Source organism: Pseudomonas sp. RIT-PI-q (genome assembly GCF_001297125.1).
In the GTDB taxonomy this organism is placed as follows: Bacteria; Pseudomonadota; Gammaproteobacteria; order Pseudomonadales; family Pseudomonadaceae; genus Aquipseudomonas.
This window is the reverse complement of sequence record NZ_LHPC01000022.1, coordinates 96,438-112,111: the sequence shown is the minus strand read 5'-3', so window position 1 is coordinate 112,111 and position 15,674 is coordinate 96,438. Positions and strand designations below refer to the sequence as shown.

Annotated in this window: 13 protein-coding genes; 6 read left to right on the top strand and 7 right to left on the bottom strand. The window is 59.9% G+C overall.

All coding sequences use genetic code 11. The annotated features are described in order from the left end of the window. Positions 1-166: 166 nt before the first annotated feature. Entirely contained in the window at positions 167-5,059 is a 4,893-nt protein-coding gene (locus AEQ67_RS08810) for an NAD-glutamate dehydrogenase (RefSeq protein ID WP_059403499.1), read from the top strand. Between the two features lie 189 nt (positions 5,060-5,248). On the opposite strand, the gene AEQ67_RS08805 is transcribed toward AEQ67_RS08810, so the two are convergent. The 4 genes from AEQ67_RS08805 to pdxR all read right to left on the bottom strand — a co-directional run bounded on the left by AEQ67_RS08805 (position 5,249) and on the right by pdxR (position 8,649). Then, positions 5,249-5,959 carry a hypothetical protein gene (locus AEQ67_RS08805; protein WP_059403498.1) on the bottom strand — a complete coding sequence of 237 codons (711 nt, stop codon included), beginning with the start codon at positions 5,957-5,959 and terminating at the stop codon, positions 5,249-5,251. A gap of 230 nt (positions 5,960-6,189) precedes the next feature. Then, positions 6,190-6,600, bottom strand: coding sequence for a cupin domain-containing protein (locus tag AEQ67_RS08800; protein ID WP_059403497.1), 411 nt, complete (start codon positions 6,598-6,600; stop codon positions 6,190-6,192). A 199-nt stretch (positions 6,601-6,799) separates the two neighbouring features. After that, positions 6,800-7,093: an antibiotic biosynthesis monooxygenase family protein gene (locus AEQ67_RS08795; RefSeq protein WP_059403496.1), complete on the bottom strand. Its 294-nt coding sequence runs from the start codon at positions 7,091-7,093 to the stop codon at positions 6,800-6,802. A 122-nt stretch (positions 7,094-7,215) separates the two neighbouring features. Beyond that, complete coding sequence (gene pdxR / locus AEQ67_RS08790; RefSeq protein WP_059403495.1) at positions 7,216-8,649, bottom strand: MocR-like pyridoxine biosynthesis transcription factor PdxR; 1,434 nt, start codon at positions 8,647-8,649, stop codon at positions 7,216-7,218. Between the two features lie 206 nt (positions 8,650-8,855). On the opposite strand from pdxR, the gene AEQ67_RS08785 reads away from it, so the two are divergent. From AEQ67_RS08785 to AEQ67_RS08775, 3 genes are all read left to right on the top strand, one after another. Beyond that, positions 8,856-9,296 carry a carboxymuconolactone decarboxylase family protein gene (locus AEQ67_RS08785; RefSeq protein ID WP_059403494.1) on the top strand — a complete coding sequence of 147 codons (441 nt, stop codon included), beginning with the start codon at positions 8,856-8,858 and terminating at the stop codon, positions 9,294-9,296. Between the two features lie 74 nt (positions 9,297-9,370). Then, the gene (locus tag AEQ67_RS08780; RefSeq protein ID WP_059403493.1) at positions 9,371-10,351 is read left to right on the top strand and encodes a LysR family transcriptional regulator; all 981 of its coding nucleotides are present in this window, start codon (positions 9,371-9,373) and stop codon (positions 10,349-10,351) included. Between the two features lie 694 nt (positions 10,352-11,045). Continuing rightward, the gene (locus AEQ67_RS08775; RefSeq protein WP_059403492.1) at positions 11,046-11,567 is read left to right on the top strand and encodes a GNAT family N-acetyltransferase; all 522 of its coding nucleotides are present in this window, start codon (positions 11,046-11,048) and stop codon (positions 11,565-11,567) included. A 1-nt stretch (position 11,568) separates the two neighbouring features. On the opposite strand, the gene AEQ67_RS08770 is transcribed toward AEQ67_RS08775, so the two are convergent. Further along, positions 11,569-12,261 (bottom strand): aspartate/glutamate racemase family protein, encoded by a 693-nt coding sequence (locus AEQ67_RS08770; RefSeq protein ID WP_059403491.1) that lies wholly within the window; start codon positions 12,259-12,261, stop codon positions 11,569-11,571. Between the two features lie 78 nt (positions 12,262-12,339). Here AEQ67_RS08770 and AEQ67_RS08765 point away from each other — a divergent pair, with 78 nt between their 5' ends. Both AEQ67_RS08765 and AEQ67_RS08760 read left to right on the top strand, forming a co-directional pair. Further along, the gene (locus AEQ67_RS08765) at positions 12,340-13,116 is read left to right on the top strand and encodes a helix-turn-helix domain-containing protein (RefSeq protein WP_059403490.1); all 777 of its coding nucleotides are present in this window, start codon (positions 12,340-12,342) and stop codon (positions 13,114-13,116) included. Positions 13,117-13,186: 70 nt separating this feature from the next. Next, the gene (locus tag AEQ67_RS08760) at positions 13,187-13,681 is read left to right on the top strand and encodes a hypothetical protein (protein ID WP_059403489.1); all 495 of its coding nucleotides are present in this window, start codon (positions 13,187-13,189) and stop codon (positions 13,679-13,681) included. 108 nt (positions 13,682-13,789) lie between these two features. On the opposite strand, the gene AEQ67_RS08755 is transcribed toward AEQ67_RS08760, so the two are convergent. Together AEQ67_RS08755 and ccoN are read right to left on the bottom strand one after the other, a co-directional pair. After that, positions 13,790-14,011 (bottom strand): hypothetical protein, encoded by a 222-nt coding sequence (locus AEQ67_RS08755; RefSeq protein WP_059403488.1) that lies wholly within the window; start codon positions 14,009-14,011, stop codon positions 13,790-13,792. 15 nt (positions 14,012-14,026) lie between these two features. Beyond that, entirely contained in the window at positions 14,027-15,454 is a 1,428-nt protein-coding gene (gene ccoN / locus AEQ67_RS08750; RefSeq protein ID WP_059403487.1) for a cytochrome-c oxidase, cbb3-type subunit I, read from the bottom strand. Positions 15,455-15,674: the final 220 nt, after the last annotated feature.

Here is a 15,674-nt window from a genome sequence, read left to right as displayed (position 1 = left end):
TGCCCATTCATGGAAGGTGAATGTGACCTGAGTGTCTCGTCCAGCTTCACCCACCTGTCACCCTGTTTCCTCTGCCCGAGAATCAGGAACAGGGTGACGGAACGCCCCGAAAGGGGTTTTGCACGCGACGCTTCCATCAATAACAAGCCCAAGCGGAGTACCACAGATGGCGTTCTTCACCGCAGCCAGCAAAGCCGACTTCCAGCACCAACTGCAAGCGGCACTGGCGCAGCACATCAGTGAACAGGCACTGCCACAAGTGGCGCTGTTCGCTGAACAATTTTTCGGCATCATTTCCCTGGACGAGCTGACCCAGCGTCGGTTGTCCGACCTCGCCGGCTGCACCCTTTCTGCGTGGCGCCTGCTTGAGCGCTTCGATCACGCGCAACCGCAAGTGCGCGTCTACAACCCCGATTACGAGCGCCACGGCTGGCAGTCGACCCACACCGCGGTCGAAGTGCTGCACCACGACCTGCCGTTCCTGGTGGACTCGGTACGTACCGAGCTGAACCGTCGCGGCTACAGCATTCATACCCTGCAAACCACTGTGCTGAGCGTGCGTCGCGGCAGCAAGGGCGAGCTGCTGGAAATCCTGCCGAAAGGCACCCAGGGCGACGACGTTCTGCAAGAATCGTTGATGTACCTGGAAATCGACCGTTGCGCCAACTCGGCCGAATTGAACGTGCTGAGCAAAGAGCTCGAGCAGGTTCTCGGTGAAGTCCGCGTTGCGGTCGCCGATTTCGAGCCGATGAAAGCCAAGGTCCAGGAAATCCTGACCGGCCTGGACAACAGCCAGTTCAAGGTTGATCCAGAAGAAAAAGCCGAAATCAAAAGCTTCCTGGAATGGCTGGTGGGCAACCACTTCACCTTCCTCGGCTATGAAGAATTCGTGGTTCGCGATGAAGCCGACGGCGGTCACATAGTCTACGACCAGGACTCGTTCCTGGGCCTGACCAAACTGCTGCGCACCGGCCTGACCTACGAAGACCTGCGCATCGAAGACTACGCCGTGAACTACCTGCGCGAACCGACCCTGTTGTCGTTCGCCAAGGCTGCGCACCCAAGCCGGGTACACCGTCCGGCTTACCCGGATTACGTGTCGATCCGTGAAATCGACGCCGACGGCAACGTCATCAAGGAATGCCGTTTCATGGGCCTGTACACCTCGTCGGTGTATGGCGAGAGCGTGCGGGTCATCCCGTACATCCGTCGCAAGGTCGAGGAAATCGAACGTCGTTCCGGCTTCCAGGCCAAGGCTCACTTGGGCAAGGAACTGGCGCAGGTGGTCGAAGTGCTGCCGCGTGATGACCTGTTCCAGACCCCGGTCGACGAACTGTTCAGCACTGTGATGTCGATCGTGCAGATCCAGGAACGCAACAAGATTCGCGTGTTCCTGCGCAAAGACCCGTACGGCCGTTTCTGCTACTGCCTGGCTTACGTGCCGCGTGACATCTACTCCACCGAAGTGCGCCAGAAGATCCAGCAAGTGCTGATGGATCGCCTGAAAGCCTCGGATTGCGAGTTCTGGACCTTCTTCTCCGAGTCCGTGCTGGCTCGCGTGCAACTGATTTTGCGCGTCGATCCGAAGAACCGCCTCGATATCGACCCGGTTCTGCTGGAAAAAGAAGTGGTGCAAGCCTGCCGCAGCTGGCAGGACGACTACGCCAGCCTGGTGGTTGAAAGCTTCGGCGAAGCCCACGGCACCAACGTGCTGGCTGACTTCCCGAAAGGCTTCCCGGCCGGTTACCGCGAGCGTTTCGCAGCCCATTCGGCCGTGGTCGACATGCAGCACTTGCTGAGCCTGAATGAAAAAAATCCACTGGTGATGAGCTTTTATCAGCCATTGGGTCAGGTTTCCGGTCAGCGCGAACTGCATTGCAAGCTGTATCACGCCGATACCCCGCTGGCGCTGTCCGACGTATTGCCGATTCTGGAAAACCTCGGTCTGCGCGTACTGGGTGAGTTCCCGTATCGCCTGCGTCACAACAAAGGCCGCGAGTTCTGGATTCACGACTTTGCGTTCACTGCCGCCGAAGGCCTGGAACTCGACATCCAGCAACTCAACGACACCTTGCAGGACGCTTTCGTCCACATCGTGCGCGGCGATGCCGAGAACGATGCGTTCAACCGTCTGGTGCTGACCGCCGGCCTGCCATGGCGCGACGTGGCGCTGCTGCGTGCCTACGCTCGCTACATGAAGCAGATCCGCCTGGGCTTCGACCTCGGCTACATCGCCAGCACCCTGAACAACCACACCGACATCGCTCGCGAGTTGACCCGGTTGTTCAAGACCCGTTTCTACCTGGCGCGCAAGTTAAGCAGCGACGACCTTGAGCTGCGTCTGGAACACGCGATTCTGACCGCGCTGGACGACGTCCAGGTGCTCAACGAAGACCGTATCCTGCGTCGCTACCTGGACCTGATCAAAGCGACACTGCGGACCAACTTCTACCAGACCGACGCCAACGGTCAGAACAAGTCCTACTTCAGCTTCAAGTTCAACCCGCACCAGATTCCAGAGCTGCCGAAGCCCGTACCGAAGTTCGAAATCTTCGTGTACTCGCCGCGCGTCGAAGGCGTGCACCTGCGCTTCGGCAACGTCGCTCGTGGCGGTCTGCGCTGGTCCGACCGTGAAGAAGACTACCGCACCGAAGTCCTGGGCCTGGTAAAAGCCCAGCAAGTGAAGAACTCGGTCATCGTACCGGTCGGTGCCAAGGGTGGCTTCCTGCCACGTCGCTTGCCACTGGGCGGCAGCCGTGACGATATCGCGGCCGAGGGCATCGCCTGCTACCGCATCTTCATTTCGGGCCTGTTGGACATCACCGACAACCTGAAAGACGGCGCTCTGGTGCCGCCGACCAACGTCGTGCGTCATGACGACGATGACCCGTACCTGGTCGTTGCGGCGGACAAGGGCACTGCGACCTTCTCCGACATCGCCAACGGTATCGCCATCGACTACGGCTTCTGGCTCGGCGACGCATTCGCCTCCGGTGGCTCGGCCGGTTACGACCACAAGAAAATGGGCATTACCGCCAAGGGCGCGTGGGTCGGCGTACAACGTCACTTCCGCGAACGCGGCATCAATGTTCAGGAAGACAGCATCACCGTGGTGGGCGTCGGCGACATGGCCGGTGACGTGTTCGGTAACGGTTTGTTGATGTCCGACAAGCTGCAACTGGTCGCAGCGTTCAACCACCTGCACATCTTCATTGACCCGAACCCGGAGCCGGCCAACAGCTTCGCCGAGCGTCAGCGCCTGTTCGACCTGCCACGTTCGGCCTGGTCGGATTACGACACCAGCATCATGTCCGAAGGCGGCGGGATCTTCTCCCGTAGCGCGAAAAGCATCGCGATTTCCCCGCAGATGCAAGAGCGCTTCGACATCAAGGCCGACAAGCTGACCCCGACCGAACTGCTCAATGCCTTGCTCAAGGCTCCGGTAGACCTGTTGTGGAACGGCGGTATCGGTACTTACGTCAAAGCCAGCACCGAAAGCCACGCCGATGTCGGCGACAAGGCCAACGATGCGCTGCGCGTCAACGGTAACGAACTGCGCTGCAAAGTCGTGGGCGAGGGCGGTAACCTCGGTATGACCCAACTGGGTCGTGTCGAGTTCGGCCTCAATGGCGGCGGCTCCAACACCGACTTCATCGACAACGCCGGTGGTGTGGACTGCTCCGACCACGAAGTAAACATCAAGATCCTGCTGAACGAAGTGGTTCAGGCCGGTGACATGACCGACAAGCAACGCAACCAGTTGCTGGCGAGCATGACCGACGAAGTCGGCAATCTGGTGTTGGGCAACAACTACAAGCAGACTCAGGCCCTGTCCCTGGCGGCACGCCGTGCTTACGTGCGCATCGCCGAATACAAGCGTCTGATGAACGATCTGGAAAGCCGCGGCAAGCTGGATCGCGCCATTGAGTTCCTGCCATCGGAAGAAGCGATCAGCGAGCGCGTCGCCGAAGGCCATGGCCTGACCCGTGCCGAGCTGTCCGTGCTGATCTCCTACAGCAAGATCGACCTCAAGGAAGCGCTGCTCAACTCCCTGGTGCCGGACGACGACTACCTGACACGCGACATGGAAACCGCTTTCCCGCCGAGCCTGGTGAGCAAGTTCTCCGAAGCCATGCGCCGTCACCGTCTGAAGCGCGAGATCGTCAGCACCCAGATCGCCAACGACCTGGTCAACCACATGGGCATCACCTTCGTTCAACGACTCAAAGAGTCGACCGGCATGAGCCCGGCGAACGTGGCCGGCGCCTACGTGATCGTGCGTGACATCTTCCACCTCCCGCACTGGTTCCGTCAGATTGAAGCCCTGGATTACCAGGTTTCCGCCGACGTACAACTGGAGCTGATGGATGAGCTGATGCGTCTGGGCCGTCGCGCTACGCGCTGGTTCCTGCGCAGCCGTCGCAACGAGCAGAACGCTGCCCGTGACGTCGCGCACTTCGGTCCACATCTGGCAGCGCTGGGCCTCAAGCTCGACGAACTGCTGGAAGGCCCGACCCGCGAAGGCTGGCAGACCCGTTATCAGGCCTACGTCGCGGCTGGCGTTCCTGAGTTGCTGGCGCGCATGGTTGCAGGCACGACTCACCTGTACACCTTGCTGCCGATCATCGAAGCTTCCGACGTGACCGGCCAGAACCCGGCGGACGTGGCCAAGGCGTACTTCGCCGTGGGCAGTGCGCTGGACATCACCTGGTACTTGCAACAGATCAGTGCTCTGCCGGTTGAGAACAACTGGCAGGCCCTGGCCCGTGAAGCGTTCCGTGATGATGTGGACTGGCAGCAACGTGCGATCACCATCTCCGTCCTGCAACAGGGCGACGGCACTCAGAACGTGGAAACACGCCTGGCGCTGTGGATGGATCAGCACGAAGGCATGATCGAACGGTGGCGCGCCATGCTGGTGGAATTGCGTGCCGCTAGCGGTACGGACTACGCCATGTATGCAGTGGCCAACCGTGAGCTGCTGGACCTGGCGTTGAGCGGGCAAGCGGTAGTGCCTGTTACTGCGACGGTTAGCGCAGAGCTGGAACCGGCTGCCTGATCAGCTGTTGAATGAAACAGCCCCGCATTGAGAGATGCGGGGCTTTTTTTTTGTCTGAAGGTTTTGTGGGGGCTGGTAGGGCCTCATCGCGGGCAAGCCCGGCTCCCACTGGTTTTGTGTCGTGTGCATCTTATGTGTTCGACACAATCCTTGTGGGAGCCGGGCTTGCCCGCGATGGGGCCATTGAAATTAATACAACTTCCAGCCAGTTGTATTATCAATCATCGACACTTTATCTGTCGGCCTGGTCAATAAATTATTGAGCGACTGGTCAAACTTCTGCAGCGCCCGAACTTGCACGTTCTGTTGTTCGTTAATGTCCGCGACTATCTCTTCACTGCGTTTGTAGTCGGCCCATACAGGACTAAGCGCCTTGGCATCGTGCCCTCGTGCAGTGCCAATGTAGTTGAAGTTCGAATCATAGAAATCCGCGCTGACATCGGCCTGGATGTCCGAACTGCGCGATGTCATTAATTGACTGCGGCTGTCGACGATTGCCACCACGTCCGGTTTTGCCGCCCGAAGGCTTTGCATGTCCGGGTACACCGTCACCGAGCCGAACTGGCGCTGCAACGATGCCTTGACCCAGTCCACTGCCATATCGGGTTTGGAGGTGGCGACGTAGGCATCGTGAATCGATTGCACCAGCAGGCTCTGGCCGAAGCCGGTGCCGGCGTTGGCCTGGTAGTCCTGAAGGTAGGCGCGGTTGGTCTGGGTGTTGCGGCTGTAGACAATGCCCAGCGAAACAGTGCTGCCGTTAGGAATACTCGAGGCGCTGCTGCGTCCCACCGGTTGAGTAAAGATGCCGTCCAGCGAAGAGACTGCCGAGGGTGCCGTGGGGATCGAGCAGCCGGTTAAAAGAGCCGTCACCGTTAACGTACTGACAAGCGCGAGTTTCATGGTGTTTCTCCAGTGAAACAGCATTCAGTTGGAAGTTTAAGTTGCCGCCAGGGTGACGGCAGTTGCTCCAGACTAAACCGGGAATGGCTTAATGAAACAGCCAATGTCCGCACTTATCAGGTGGCCAATAGTTTTGTTTGGTTTAAACAACTTCGGTTAATTGCCCTGAGCAATAAAAAGGCCCGAATCGATGATTCGAGCCTGATTATTTATAGCTGGCGTAACAGCCATCAGTTTTCCAAGGGGATCAACACTTTCTCATCCGGCGACAACACCATGAACACCAACAACTTGGCAGGCTTGGTAGCGCTGGCGTTTTTCGACACCAGGTGTTCCGACCCGGCAGGTTCGTACCAATATTCGCCAGTCTTGTAGGTGATCGCTTTTTCACCCTTCACTTGAGAAGTGATCGATCCCGAAAGGACGTAGGCCATGGCCGTGCCTTCGTGCTTGTGCGCGATGGACGACTGGCCGGGTTTGTAATCGACTTCGATCATCAATGCCTTTTTACCCGGTACGTTTTTCAGCATCTGGTCCTGCAACACCGTGACTTTTTCCGAAGGGTCATGGGCGAATGCCGAGGCGGAAACGGTCAAGGCCAGGACGGCGAGCGGGGCAGCAAACAAACGGACTGCGTTCATGGTTCATCACCTGCGTGGGTTAGTCGTCAGGGATCACGATAGTTCGCGCAGGTGGCTTGGCAAACCTCCAATTTTCGTGAAGCCGAGGAGACCAATCAGGCGCGCTGAACGCAAAAAGATCGCAGCCTCTGACGTCTCTTACAGGTGTACCCAAATACCTGTAGGAGCGGCCGAAGGCTGCGATCTTTTAATCTTTACTTCAGACAATCGGAAAGCTGTTGAAATCGACGCTATTGGCCAGTCGACTGTCGATCAGGCCGATAAAACCTTGCGCTTCAGGGCAGTTGAAATGCATCTGCATGGCCGCTTCCGATTGCCAGCGGGCGCTGACCGTCCAGCGGTTGCCGTCCTCGGGGCAGCGGTCGACCATATAGGAATCGCAGCCCGGTTGTTCGCGCAGGGTTTCGACAATCTTTTGCAGTTGCTTACCCAGCTCATCCGAGCGGCCGGCGGCGGCCTGCACCTTTACGGTATTGATCACTTCGTTGGACATTGCTCACACTCCTGAATCAGGCCGGACGAATCCTGCTCACTGAGGGATAACGCTTATGCAGGATAGGCCTGCACCTGTGGACCGCCAATAGCCAATCGCCGGATAAAAACGCAGACCAATCCTCACGCCACTTGCTGCAAAATGTCCCGCAGGCGATCCAGGGCAGTGTCGATGTCGAGGGTTTCGATGGCGCCAAAACCGAGGAAAAGCCCGTCCCTTGGCGCTTGCTGGTAGAAAAAACTGTCGATCGGGTAGACCCCGACTTCAACCTTTTTCGCCAGTTCGATCACTAATGGAATATCCATAGGTTTTTTGCACATAACCACCATGTGGAAGCCGGCCGTGGTGGGCACGGCTTCGAGCCACGGCGAAAGATCTCCCGCCATGCGTGCCAGAATTCGCTCCCGGCGCCCGGCATAGATCGTGTGGCAGCGCCGGATGTGCTTGAGCAGGCAGCCCTCGGCGATGAATTTGGCCAGCGCCCATTGGGGCAGGGTGGAGGTGTGCAGGTCGGTGAGCTGCTTGGCGCGGATCACCGCTTCGAGAATCGCCGGCGGCAGAATCGCATAACCGAGTCGCAGTTCCGGCAGCAGGGTTTTCGAGAAGGTCCCGACGTAGGCAACAATCCCGCGTTCGTCCATGCTTTGCAGCGAATCGGTAGGCCGGCCTTCGTAGCGGAATTCGCTGTCGTAATCGTCTTCGATGATGATCGCGCCCAGTTCATGGGCCCTGGCGAGCAAGGCCACCCGGCGCTCGTGGCTCATCGGCATGCCCAGTGGGAATTGGTGGGACGGGGTGACGTAAATCAGCCGCGTGCCGTTGGGGATCTTGTCCACCTGAATGCCCTCGGCATCCACCGGCACCCCGATCACCGTGGCGCCGTGGCTGCCGAACAGCAAGCGTGCCGGCGGGTAACCCGGGTCTTCCATGGCGACAAGACTGCCCGGCCGGGTCAGCACCCGGGAGATCAGGTCCAGGGCCTGTTGGGCGCCGTTGCACACCACCACGTCTTCGTCCTGGCAATTGACCCCGCGAGAAAACGCGATGTGGCGTGCGATCGCGTTGCGCAGCGCCGGCAGGCCTTCGGGCAAGCTGTAGAAGCCCTTGGAACCGGCGATCTGACGCAACGCGTGAGAGGTGCAGCGCCGCCAGTCATCCTGGGGAAACTGGCCCTTGCTGGTGGCGCCGCCAATGAAGTCGTAGCGCAACGAGCCTTCCAGGGTCGGATGACGGAGGAACACCGGCAGGTTGCGCCATGACTCGATGACGTCAAAACTCGCCAGCTCGGAATGGCTCTGTTTGCGGGTGATTTTCGCCGCCCGGGCGTTGACGAAGGTGCCTTTGCCGATCACCCCGGTGAGGAAGTTCTCGTAGGTCAGTTGGGCGTAGGTGTCAGAAATGGTCTTGCGCGAAATGCCCAGCTGTTCCGCCAGCAGACGACTGGGCGGCAGTTGCGTGCCGGCTGCCAATCGGCCGGATTCGATGGCACTGCGCAGTTGGTTGTACAACTGGCCTGCCAGGTCCTTGCGGCCGTTGATGACAACATGAAGTTCCATACCGGCGTGGCTCCTAGAGCAATTTGGGCGCGTGTGCGTCGCGCCAGATTACCCGCATGAGCTGCTGCGCAATAGTTGCGTGGGCGAAAAACCGCGGATTGGTCTGCCGGCTGAGTGGTGCAGCGGTTTTTCGCTGAATTGGATCTGTAACGCCCGCGCATCAGCGTCTACCTTGGAGGTATACGTCCGATCAATCAGGTTGCCCCATGAACCCCCGTCTGGATTACTACAGCGCATCGCCCAAGGCGATGAAAGCCATGATCGCCATGGAGGCCTTGACCAGCAATCTCAGCATCGAGCCGGCGCTGCTGCACCTGATCAAGATCCGCGCCTCGCAGCTCAATGGCTGCGCCTTTTGCACCGACATGCACTCGGTGGATGCCCGGCGTCTTGGCGAGACCGATCGCCGGCTGTATTCGATTGTGGTGTGGCGCGACAGCGGCTTCTTCAACCCTCGGGAACGTGCAGCGCTGGCCTGGACCGAAGCGGTCACCTTGCTCTCTGAAAACCATGTGCCAGACGATGTCTACGCGCTGGCCCGGGAGCAGTTCAACGAAGGCGAAATGGTCGACCTGACGATTGCCGTCACCACCATCAACAGCTGGAATCGCCTGGCCGTGAGTTTTCGCCAAACCCCGAGTGCTTGAGCCTGTTGTCACACCCGTTTCATGAAGGTTACGCAGGATGAAACCTTCAGGGACAGAAAGACAGGGAGTCATCGATGCCATTCATGGAAACCAGCCGCCGTCAGCGCGTTGCCGAGTACCGCGCGCCCGTGGATAAAACCCCATCCTGGCGCACGCTGGTGGCAGGGCTTGATCCGGTGCTGGCGCAATCCTTTCGGGTGAGTGCCCGGTGCGGCTGTTTCATGCAGGCGGCCCGCAGTCTCAACATCAAGGCCACTCTGCTGCGCAAACAACTGGCGCAACTGGAAACCCAGTTGCAGTGCTCGCTGTTCAGCCATTCAGACAACGGCTTTACCCTCAGTCGTGACGGCCTGCAGCTGCACGCGCAATTGATTGCCCTTGCCCACGAGCGCGACTTGCCGGTGATCGAGCAGCCGTTGATTCGCCTGGCCGTCGCCGAGTCGATCCTGCATGACATTCTCGGTCGCGACCTGGTGGCCTTGTTGCGGCGCAACGCCAGCGTGCGCCTGGACATCATCACCCTGGACAGCGAGCTGTCCTTGCAAGCGGTCAGTGCCGATGTGGTGGTGTGGTTGGCCGGCACCGACTCGCCGTTGCCAGGCCCGAGTTTTGCCGTCAGCCAACCGCAGCGTCTGGCGCGGCTGGATTACTCGCCGTACATCGCCAAACGTTACTCGCGGGTGGCGTCGCGTCCGGACAGCCTCGATGACCTGGCCGATTTCATGCTGGTGCAATGGCAGCATGATCAACAGGTCGAGAGTTTTCGGCCATGGAACAGCGTGGTGGATCAGCGTCTGGCCGGGGTGGTGCAGTTGCATTCGTACGAATTGATGCTGGAGATGATCCGTTGTAGCGCGTGCATTGGCCTGCTGCCGCACTACATGAGTCAGTTCGACCGGGGACTGATCGCGTTACCGGGGCTGTTCAGTCAGCCGATGCAGCGCCAGGTGTGGATGGCGGTCAATGCCGACTCCCGGGATGAAGCCGGGGTGCAGATGATTGTCGAACTGATCCACAACACCTTCAACGAACGCCGGGAATGGTTCGAAGGCTGACCACAATCTAAAGATGTGGGAGCAGGCTTGCACGCGAAGAGGCCGTGTCAGTCGGCATCAATGCAGCATATCCACCGCCTTCGCGGGCAAGCCCGCTCCCACAGTTGACTCTCAGTCGTACACATATTCTGTGTTTACCGGCGATCCAGTGTTGGAGCGGGCTTGCCCGCGAAGAGGCCGTGTCAGTCGGCATCAATGCAGCATATCCACCGCCTTCGCGGGCAAGCCCGCTCCCACAGTTGACTCTCAGTCGTACACATATTCTGTGTTTACCGGCGATCCAGTGTTGGAGCGGGCTTGCCCGCGAAGAGGCCGTGTCAGTCGGCATCAATGCAGCATATCCACCGCCTTCGCGGGCAAGCCCGCTCCCACAGTTGACTCTCAGTCGTACACATATTCTGTGTTTACCGGCGATCCAGTGTTGGAGCGGGCTTGCCCGCGAAGAGGCCGTGTCAGTCGGCATCAATGCAGCATATCCACTGCCTTCGCGGGCAAGCCCGCTCCCACAGTTGACTCTCAGTCGTACACATATTCTGTGTTTACCGGCGATCCAGTGTGGGAGCGGGCTTGCCCGCGATGAGGGAGTGTCAGTCGGCATCAATGCATCTGACACCGCGGCCACATCGGTTCTCGCCATACCGGAAGATTGCGTTGTAGAGTGAGCGGCCATGTCTGCCTCAAGGATGAATCACCCATGACTGCCACCGAGTCTGTCATTACCCTCGAACGCCTCAACGAATCCCACATCGAGGGCATCGCTGCGCTTTACCACGAACCGGTCATCGCCCGCCAAACCCTGCAAATGCCGTTTCCGTCCACCGAGACCTGGCGCAATCGCCTGGTATCGGACAACGAGCGGGTGGTGCAATTGGTGGCGCTGCATCAAGGGACGGTGATCGGCAGCATTACCCTGGAACAGTTTCCGCGCATCCGTCGCAGCCATGCCGGCAGCTTTGGCATGGGCGTCGCGCAGGCCTGGCAGGGCAAGGGCGTTGGCTCTCAATTGATGGCGGCGGCGCTGGACATCGCCGACAACTGGATGAACCTGCGCCGGGTCGAGCTTTCGGTCTACACCGACAACGAAGCCGCCATCGCCTTGTACCGCAAGTTCGGCTTCGAAACTGAAGGCGTGTTCCGAGATTACGCGGTGCGTGACGGTGTATTTGTCGATACCTTGAGCATGGCGCGTCTGCGTTCCATGCCCAAATCCTCTTAGGTCAGTCTTCCAGTGCAAACGCCACCGCCGCCTGCGCATGCAGTTCGGTGGTGTCGAGCAGGGGCAGGGCGCTGTGTTCGGGTTTGATCAGCAGGCCGATCTCGGTACAGCCGAGGATAATGGCCTGAGCGCCGCGCCGGGTCAGCGATTCGATGACCCGCTGATAGACCTTGCGCGACGTTTCGCTGATCACCCCGACGCACAATTCGTCATAAATGATCCGGTGCACGGCTTGACGTTCCTCGGCCTCCGGCACCAGCACGGTCAAGCCTTGCGCGGTGAGGCGTTCCTTCAGGAAGTCCTGCTCCATGGTGAACGCCGTGCCCAGCAAACCGACCTTCAGCGCACTGGCCTCGACCGCCGCCTGACCGGCCGGGTCGGCGATGTGCAGGAACGGAATGCCGACCGCCGCCTGAATCTGCCCGGCCACCTTGTGCATGGTGTTGGTACACAGCACCACGCAATCAGCGCCGCCAGCCTCCAGCCGCCGCGCCGCATCCACCAGGATCAGCGCCGCATCGTCCCAGCGTCCGGCATGCTGAGCCTGTTCGACAGGCCCGAAGTCGACGCTGTACATTAGCAATTTCGCCGAACGCAACGGCCCGAGCCGGTCGCGCACCTGTTGGTTGATGAGGCGGTAATACTCGGCGCTGGACTCCCAGCTCATGCCGCCGATAAGGCCGATGGTCCGCATGCTGTGCTCCTGTTGATGGCAACCCTTTGCTTGAGAGTCTCCCGTGAATCTTGGTTTCGATCTATCAGGAAATTTCACATGCCCGGTCTGCTGAGTCAGCGCCTCTTGGGCGGCAAACTCTGCCTGCAATTGTTACCTCGCGCCGCTTATAGCGCGCGTGATCCGGCGCAGTGGCAAACCCTGGGCGTGACGCTGGAACGTCAGCAAGGCGTGCACGCGATCGACTCGGATCACCGGGTCGATTTCGACACACTGCCCGGCGTGCTGGCGTACACCCCGGTGGGGGTGGAAGTGTTTTCCGAGTCAGCCGCTGGCGGCGAATCCCTGCTGATGCGCCTGGACGAGCAGTTCGCCAACCAGCATTTGCCCGCCGTTGGCCACCGTGTGCAGTCTGCAGGCAATCGACAGGCGCTGAGTCTGGCCCGGGAGGTGCGGCGGCTGTTGCTTGCACCGCAACCCGACACGCTGGCACTGGAGCAATGCGCCCTGGGTTTCGTCGGGCTCGCGCAACGGCAAACCGAAACCACCCAGCGCGCCATACCGAAGGCCTTCACCCGCGTACTGGACCAGATCGCCGAGCAGTTCCATCAGCCACTGACGCTGGAACAACTCGCCGCCAGCTACGGGCAAAACGAGCTGCGCTTTCTGCGCGACTTCACCCGGGCGATCGGCCTGACACCCCACGCGTACATTGTCGAAGTACGGCTTCAAGCGGCACGGCGGATGATCGAAACCACTGACCTGTCCCTGGCCAGCATCGCCCTCGACAGCGGCTTCGCCCATCAGTCGCACATGGGCAGCGCCTTCCGTAAGTACCTGGCCATGACCCCCAGCCACTACCGCTCACACTTTTAGTCGTACGCCGGTAGCGCGCATCTGCCATGCTCAAAGTCCGCAGCACCGCTTCAACCAAAGGAACACCGCAATGGACGACGTACAGCAACTGGGTGAGATGCTTCGCCACTACGCAGAAAGCGAAGCGCACAAGAAACAACTGTTTGAGTCGCAATCGGCCGTGTGGGCGACGCGCATTGGTGAGCTGTTCGATCAGATCCAGCAGTGGCTGGAACCGGTCCAGGCGCCGAACCTGCTGGAAGTGAGCCGCGAAGCGTATGTCGCCTCGGGTCCGAGCGTGCCGGTCGAGACGTCGACCTTCAAGACCGAGAAGCTGTCCATTGTGATCGCCGGCAAACCGGTGGAATTCGTGCCGGATGTGATGGGCGCGGGCGGGCAGATCTCATTGGCCGTGATGGGCCTGACAGCCGCGCGCTACGGCAGCATTTCGCTGGTGTGCCTGCCGCCGTCCAGCAACTGGCAGTGGCGCAAGACCAATGGCCTGAAAGACCCGGACACCTTCGCGTTCGACGCGAACTTCCTGGCGCAGCAACTGCAAAGCCTGATCCCCCGCGAGCGCAGCTAACGCAGAACCCCTGTAGGAGCGAGCTTGCTCGCGAAAGCGGCACAGTCAACACTGATGTTGCCTGACACACCGCTTTCGCGAGCAAGCTCGCTCCTACATTGATCAGCGTCAAACCTCCAGGTTGCCCCAGCCCGGCTTGGCGACTTCAGGCGCAACCGCCTTCACCGTCTTCCCCGTCGCCAATTCCACCCGCCGCGCCACCTCCGGGTCATCGGCAAACGGAATCAGGCTCGCATCCTCCAGGCTCTGCGCCGTCTCGTGCTTCAGGCAGTATTCAACCGCCAGCCAAAGCCCCACCACGCCCAACACATTCAGCACGACTTCCATCATCTCAAGCTCCCCGCCTCAGGCAATCTGCGCTTCACGTTCGGCCATCGCCACGTCGGCAACCCGTACGGTGCGCCAGACGTTGTAGGCCATCAGCAACATCCCGCTGAGGAAGAACACCCCACCGGCAAAGCGCACCACGAAGCCCGGATGGCTGGCCTGCAAGGCTTCGACGAAGGAGTAGGTCAGCGTGCCGTCGTCGTTGATCGCACGCCACATCAAGCCCTGGGTGATGCCGTTGACCCACATCGAGGCGATGTACAACACCGTGCCGATGGTCGCCAGCCAGAAGTGCAGGTTGATCAGCGGCGTGCTGTACATCTGCTCGCGGCCGAAGACTTTCGGGATCATGTGGTACAGCGAACCGAAGGTAATCATCGCCACCCAACCGAGCGCGCCGGCGTGCACGTGGCCGATGGTCCAGTCGGTGTAGTGGGAGAGGGCGTTGACGGTTTTGATCGCCATCATCGGCCCTTCGAAGGTCGACATGCCGTAGAAGGCCGGGGACAGGACCAGGAAACGCAGGATCGGGTCGGTGCGCAATTTATGCCAGGCGCCGGAGAGCGTCATCATGCCGTTGATCATCCCGCCCCAGCTCGGGGCCAGCAGGATCAACGACATCGCCATGCCCAGCGACTGCGCCCAGTCTGGCAGCGCGGTGTAGTGCAAGTGGTGCGGACCGGCCCAGATGTACAGGGTGATCAGTGCCCAGAAATGCACGATCGACAACCGATAGGAATACACCGGCCGCCCGACCTGTTTTGGCACGAAGTAATACATCATCCCGAGGAAGCCGGTGGTCAGGAAAAACCCCACGGCATTGTGCCCGTACCACCACTGCACCATGGCGTCGGTGGCGCCGGAATACACCGGATAGGACTTGAACCAGTCCACCGGAATTGCCAGGTGATTGACCACGTGCAGCATGGCGATCACCACGATGAACGCGCCAAAGAACCAGTTGCCGACGTAGATGTGTTTGGTCTTGCGCTGTACCACGGTGGTGAAGAACACGATGGCGTAAGCGACCCACACCACGGTCATCCACACCGCGCCGGAGAACTCGATTTCGGCGTATTCCTTGGTCGTGGTGTAGCCCAGCGGCAAGGTGATCAGCATCACCACAATCACCGACTGCCAGCCCCAAAAGGTGAATGCGGCGAGCTTGTCCGAAAACAGCCGCACCTGGCAGGTGCGCTGCACCGCGTAGTAACTGGCGGCGAATTGCGCACTGCCGGCGAAACCGAAAATCACCAGGCTGGTGTGCAGCGGTCGCAAGCGGCCGAAGGTGGTCCACGGCAGGTCGAGGTTCATCTCGGGCCACACCAGTTGCGAGGCGATCCACACCCCCATCGCCATCCCCACGACGCCCCAGACGATGGTCGCCACGACGAATTGGCGGACGACCTTGTAGTTGTAGGCCTGTCCGATAGTTGTTGTGCTCATGGTCAATGCTTCCACGGTTGCAAAGTCTTGCCAGACCACCCGGCCTGGCCTGTCATGCACTGTAGAAACTCCGCCGGAAACAAAACAGACTCAGGAAAACATCATTTATACGGATCAGATAGAGCGCACGCCTGCGGCGATCTGCCGCGCTCTGATATGGTTTTTTTGCATTCAGGTGAATCTGTAACGTCCTGCGCCGCAGGTTCATAGTCATCACCTC

What these genes read in the sequence shown, in the direction of transcription:
- AEQ67_RS08810 (WP_059403499.1), top strand. Translation starts at nt 167, where the DNA reads ATGGCGTTCTTCACCGCAGCCAGCAAAGCCGACTTCCAGCACCAACTG.
- AEQ67_RS08805 (WP_059403498.1), bottom strand. Translation starts at nt 5,959, where the DNA reads ATGAAACTCGCGCTTGTCAGTACGTTAACGGTGACGGCTCTTTTAACC.
- AEQ67_RS08800 (WP_059403497.1), bottom strand. Translation starts at nt 6,600, where the DNA reads ATGAACGCAGTCCGTTTGTTTGCTGCCCCGCTCGCCGTCCTGGCCTTG.
- AEQ67_RS08795 (WP_059403496.1), bottom strand. Translation starts at nt 7,093, where the DNA reads ATGTCCAACGAAGTGATCAATACCGTAAAGGTGCAGGCCGCCGCCGGC.
- pdxR (WP_059403495.1), bottom strand. Translation starts at nt 8,649, where the DNA reads ATGGAACTTCATGTTGTCATCAACGGCCGCAAGGACCTGGCAGGCCAG.
- AEQ67_RS08785 (WP_059403494.1), top strand. Translation starts at nt 8,856, where the DNA reads ATGAACCCCCGTCTGGATTACTACAGCGCATCGCCCAAGGCGATGAAA.
- AEQ67_RS08780 (WP_059403493.1), top strand. Translation starts at nt 9,371, where the DNA reads ATGCCATTCATGGAAACCAGCCGCCGTCAGCGCGTTGCCGAGTACCGC.
- AEQ67_RS08775 (WP_059403492.1), top strand. Translation starts at nt 11,046, where the DNA reads ATGACTGCCACCGAGTCTGTCATTACCCTCGAACGCCTCAACGAATCC.
- AEQ67_RS08770 (WP_059403491.1), bottom strand. Translation starts at nt 12,261, where the DNA reads ATGCGGACCATCGGCCTTATCGGCGGCATGAGCTGGGAGTCCAGCGCC.
- AEQ67_RS08765 (WP_059403490.1), top strand. Translation starts at nt 12,340, where the DNA reads ATGCCCGGTCTGCTGAGTCAGCGCCTCTTGGGCGGCAAACTCTGCCTG.
- AEQ67_RS08760 (WP_059403489.1), top strand. Translation starts at nt 13,187, where the DNA reads ATGGACGACGTACAGCAACTGGGTGAGATGCTTCGCCACTACGCAGAA.
- AEQ67_RS08755 (WP_059403488.1), bottom strand. Translation starts at nt 14,011, where the DNA reads ATGATGGAAGTCGTGCTGAATGTGTTGGGCGTGGTGGGGCTTTGGCTG.
- ccoN (WP_059403487.1), bottom strand. Translation starts at nt 15,454, where the DNA reads ATGAGCACAACAACTATCGGACAGGCCTACAACTACAAGGTCGTCCGC.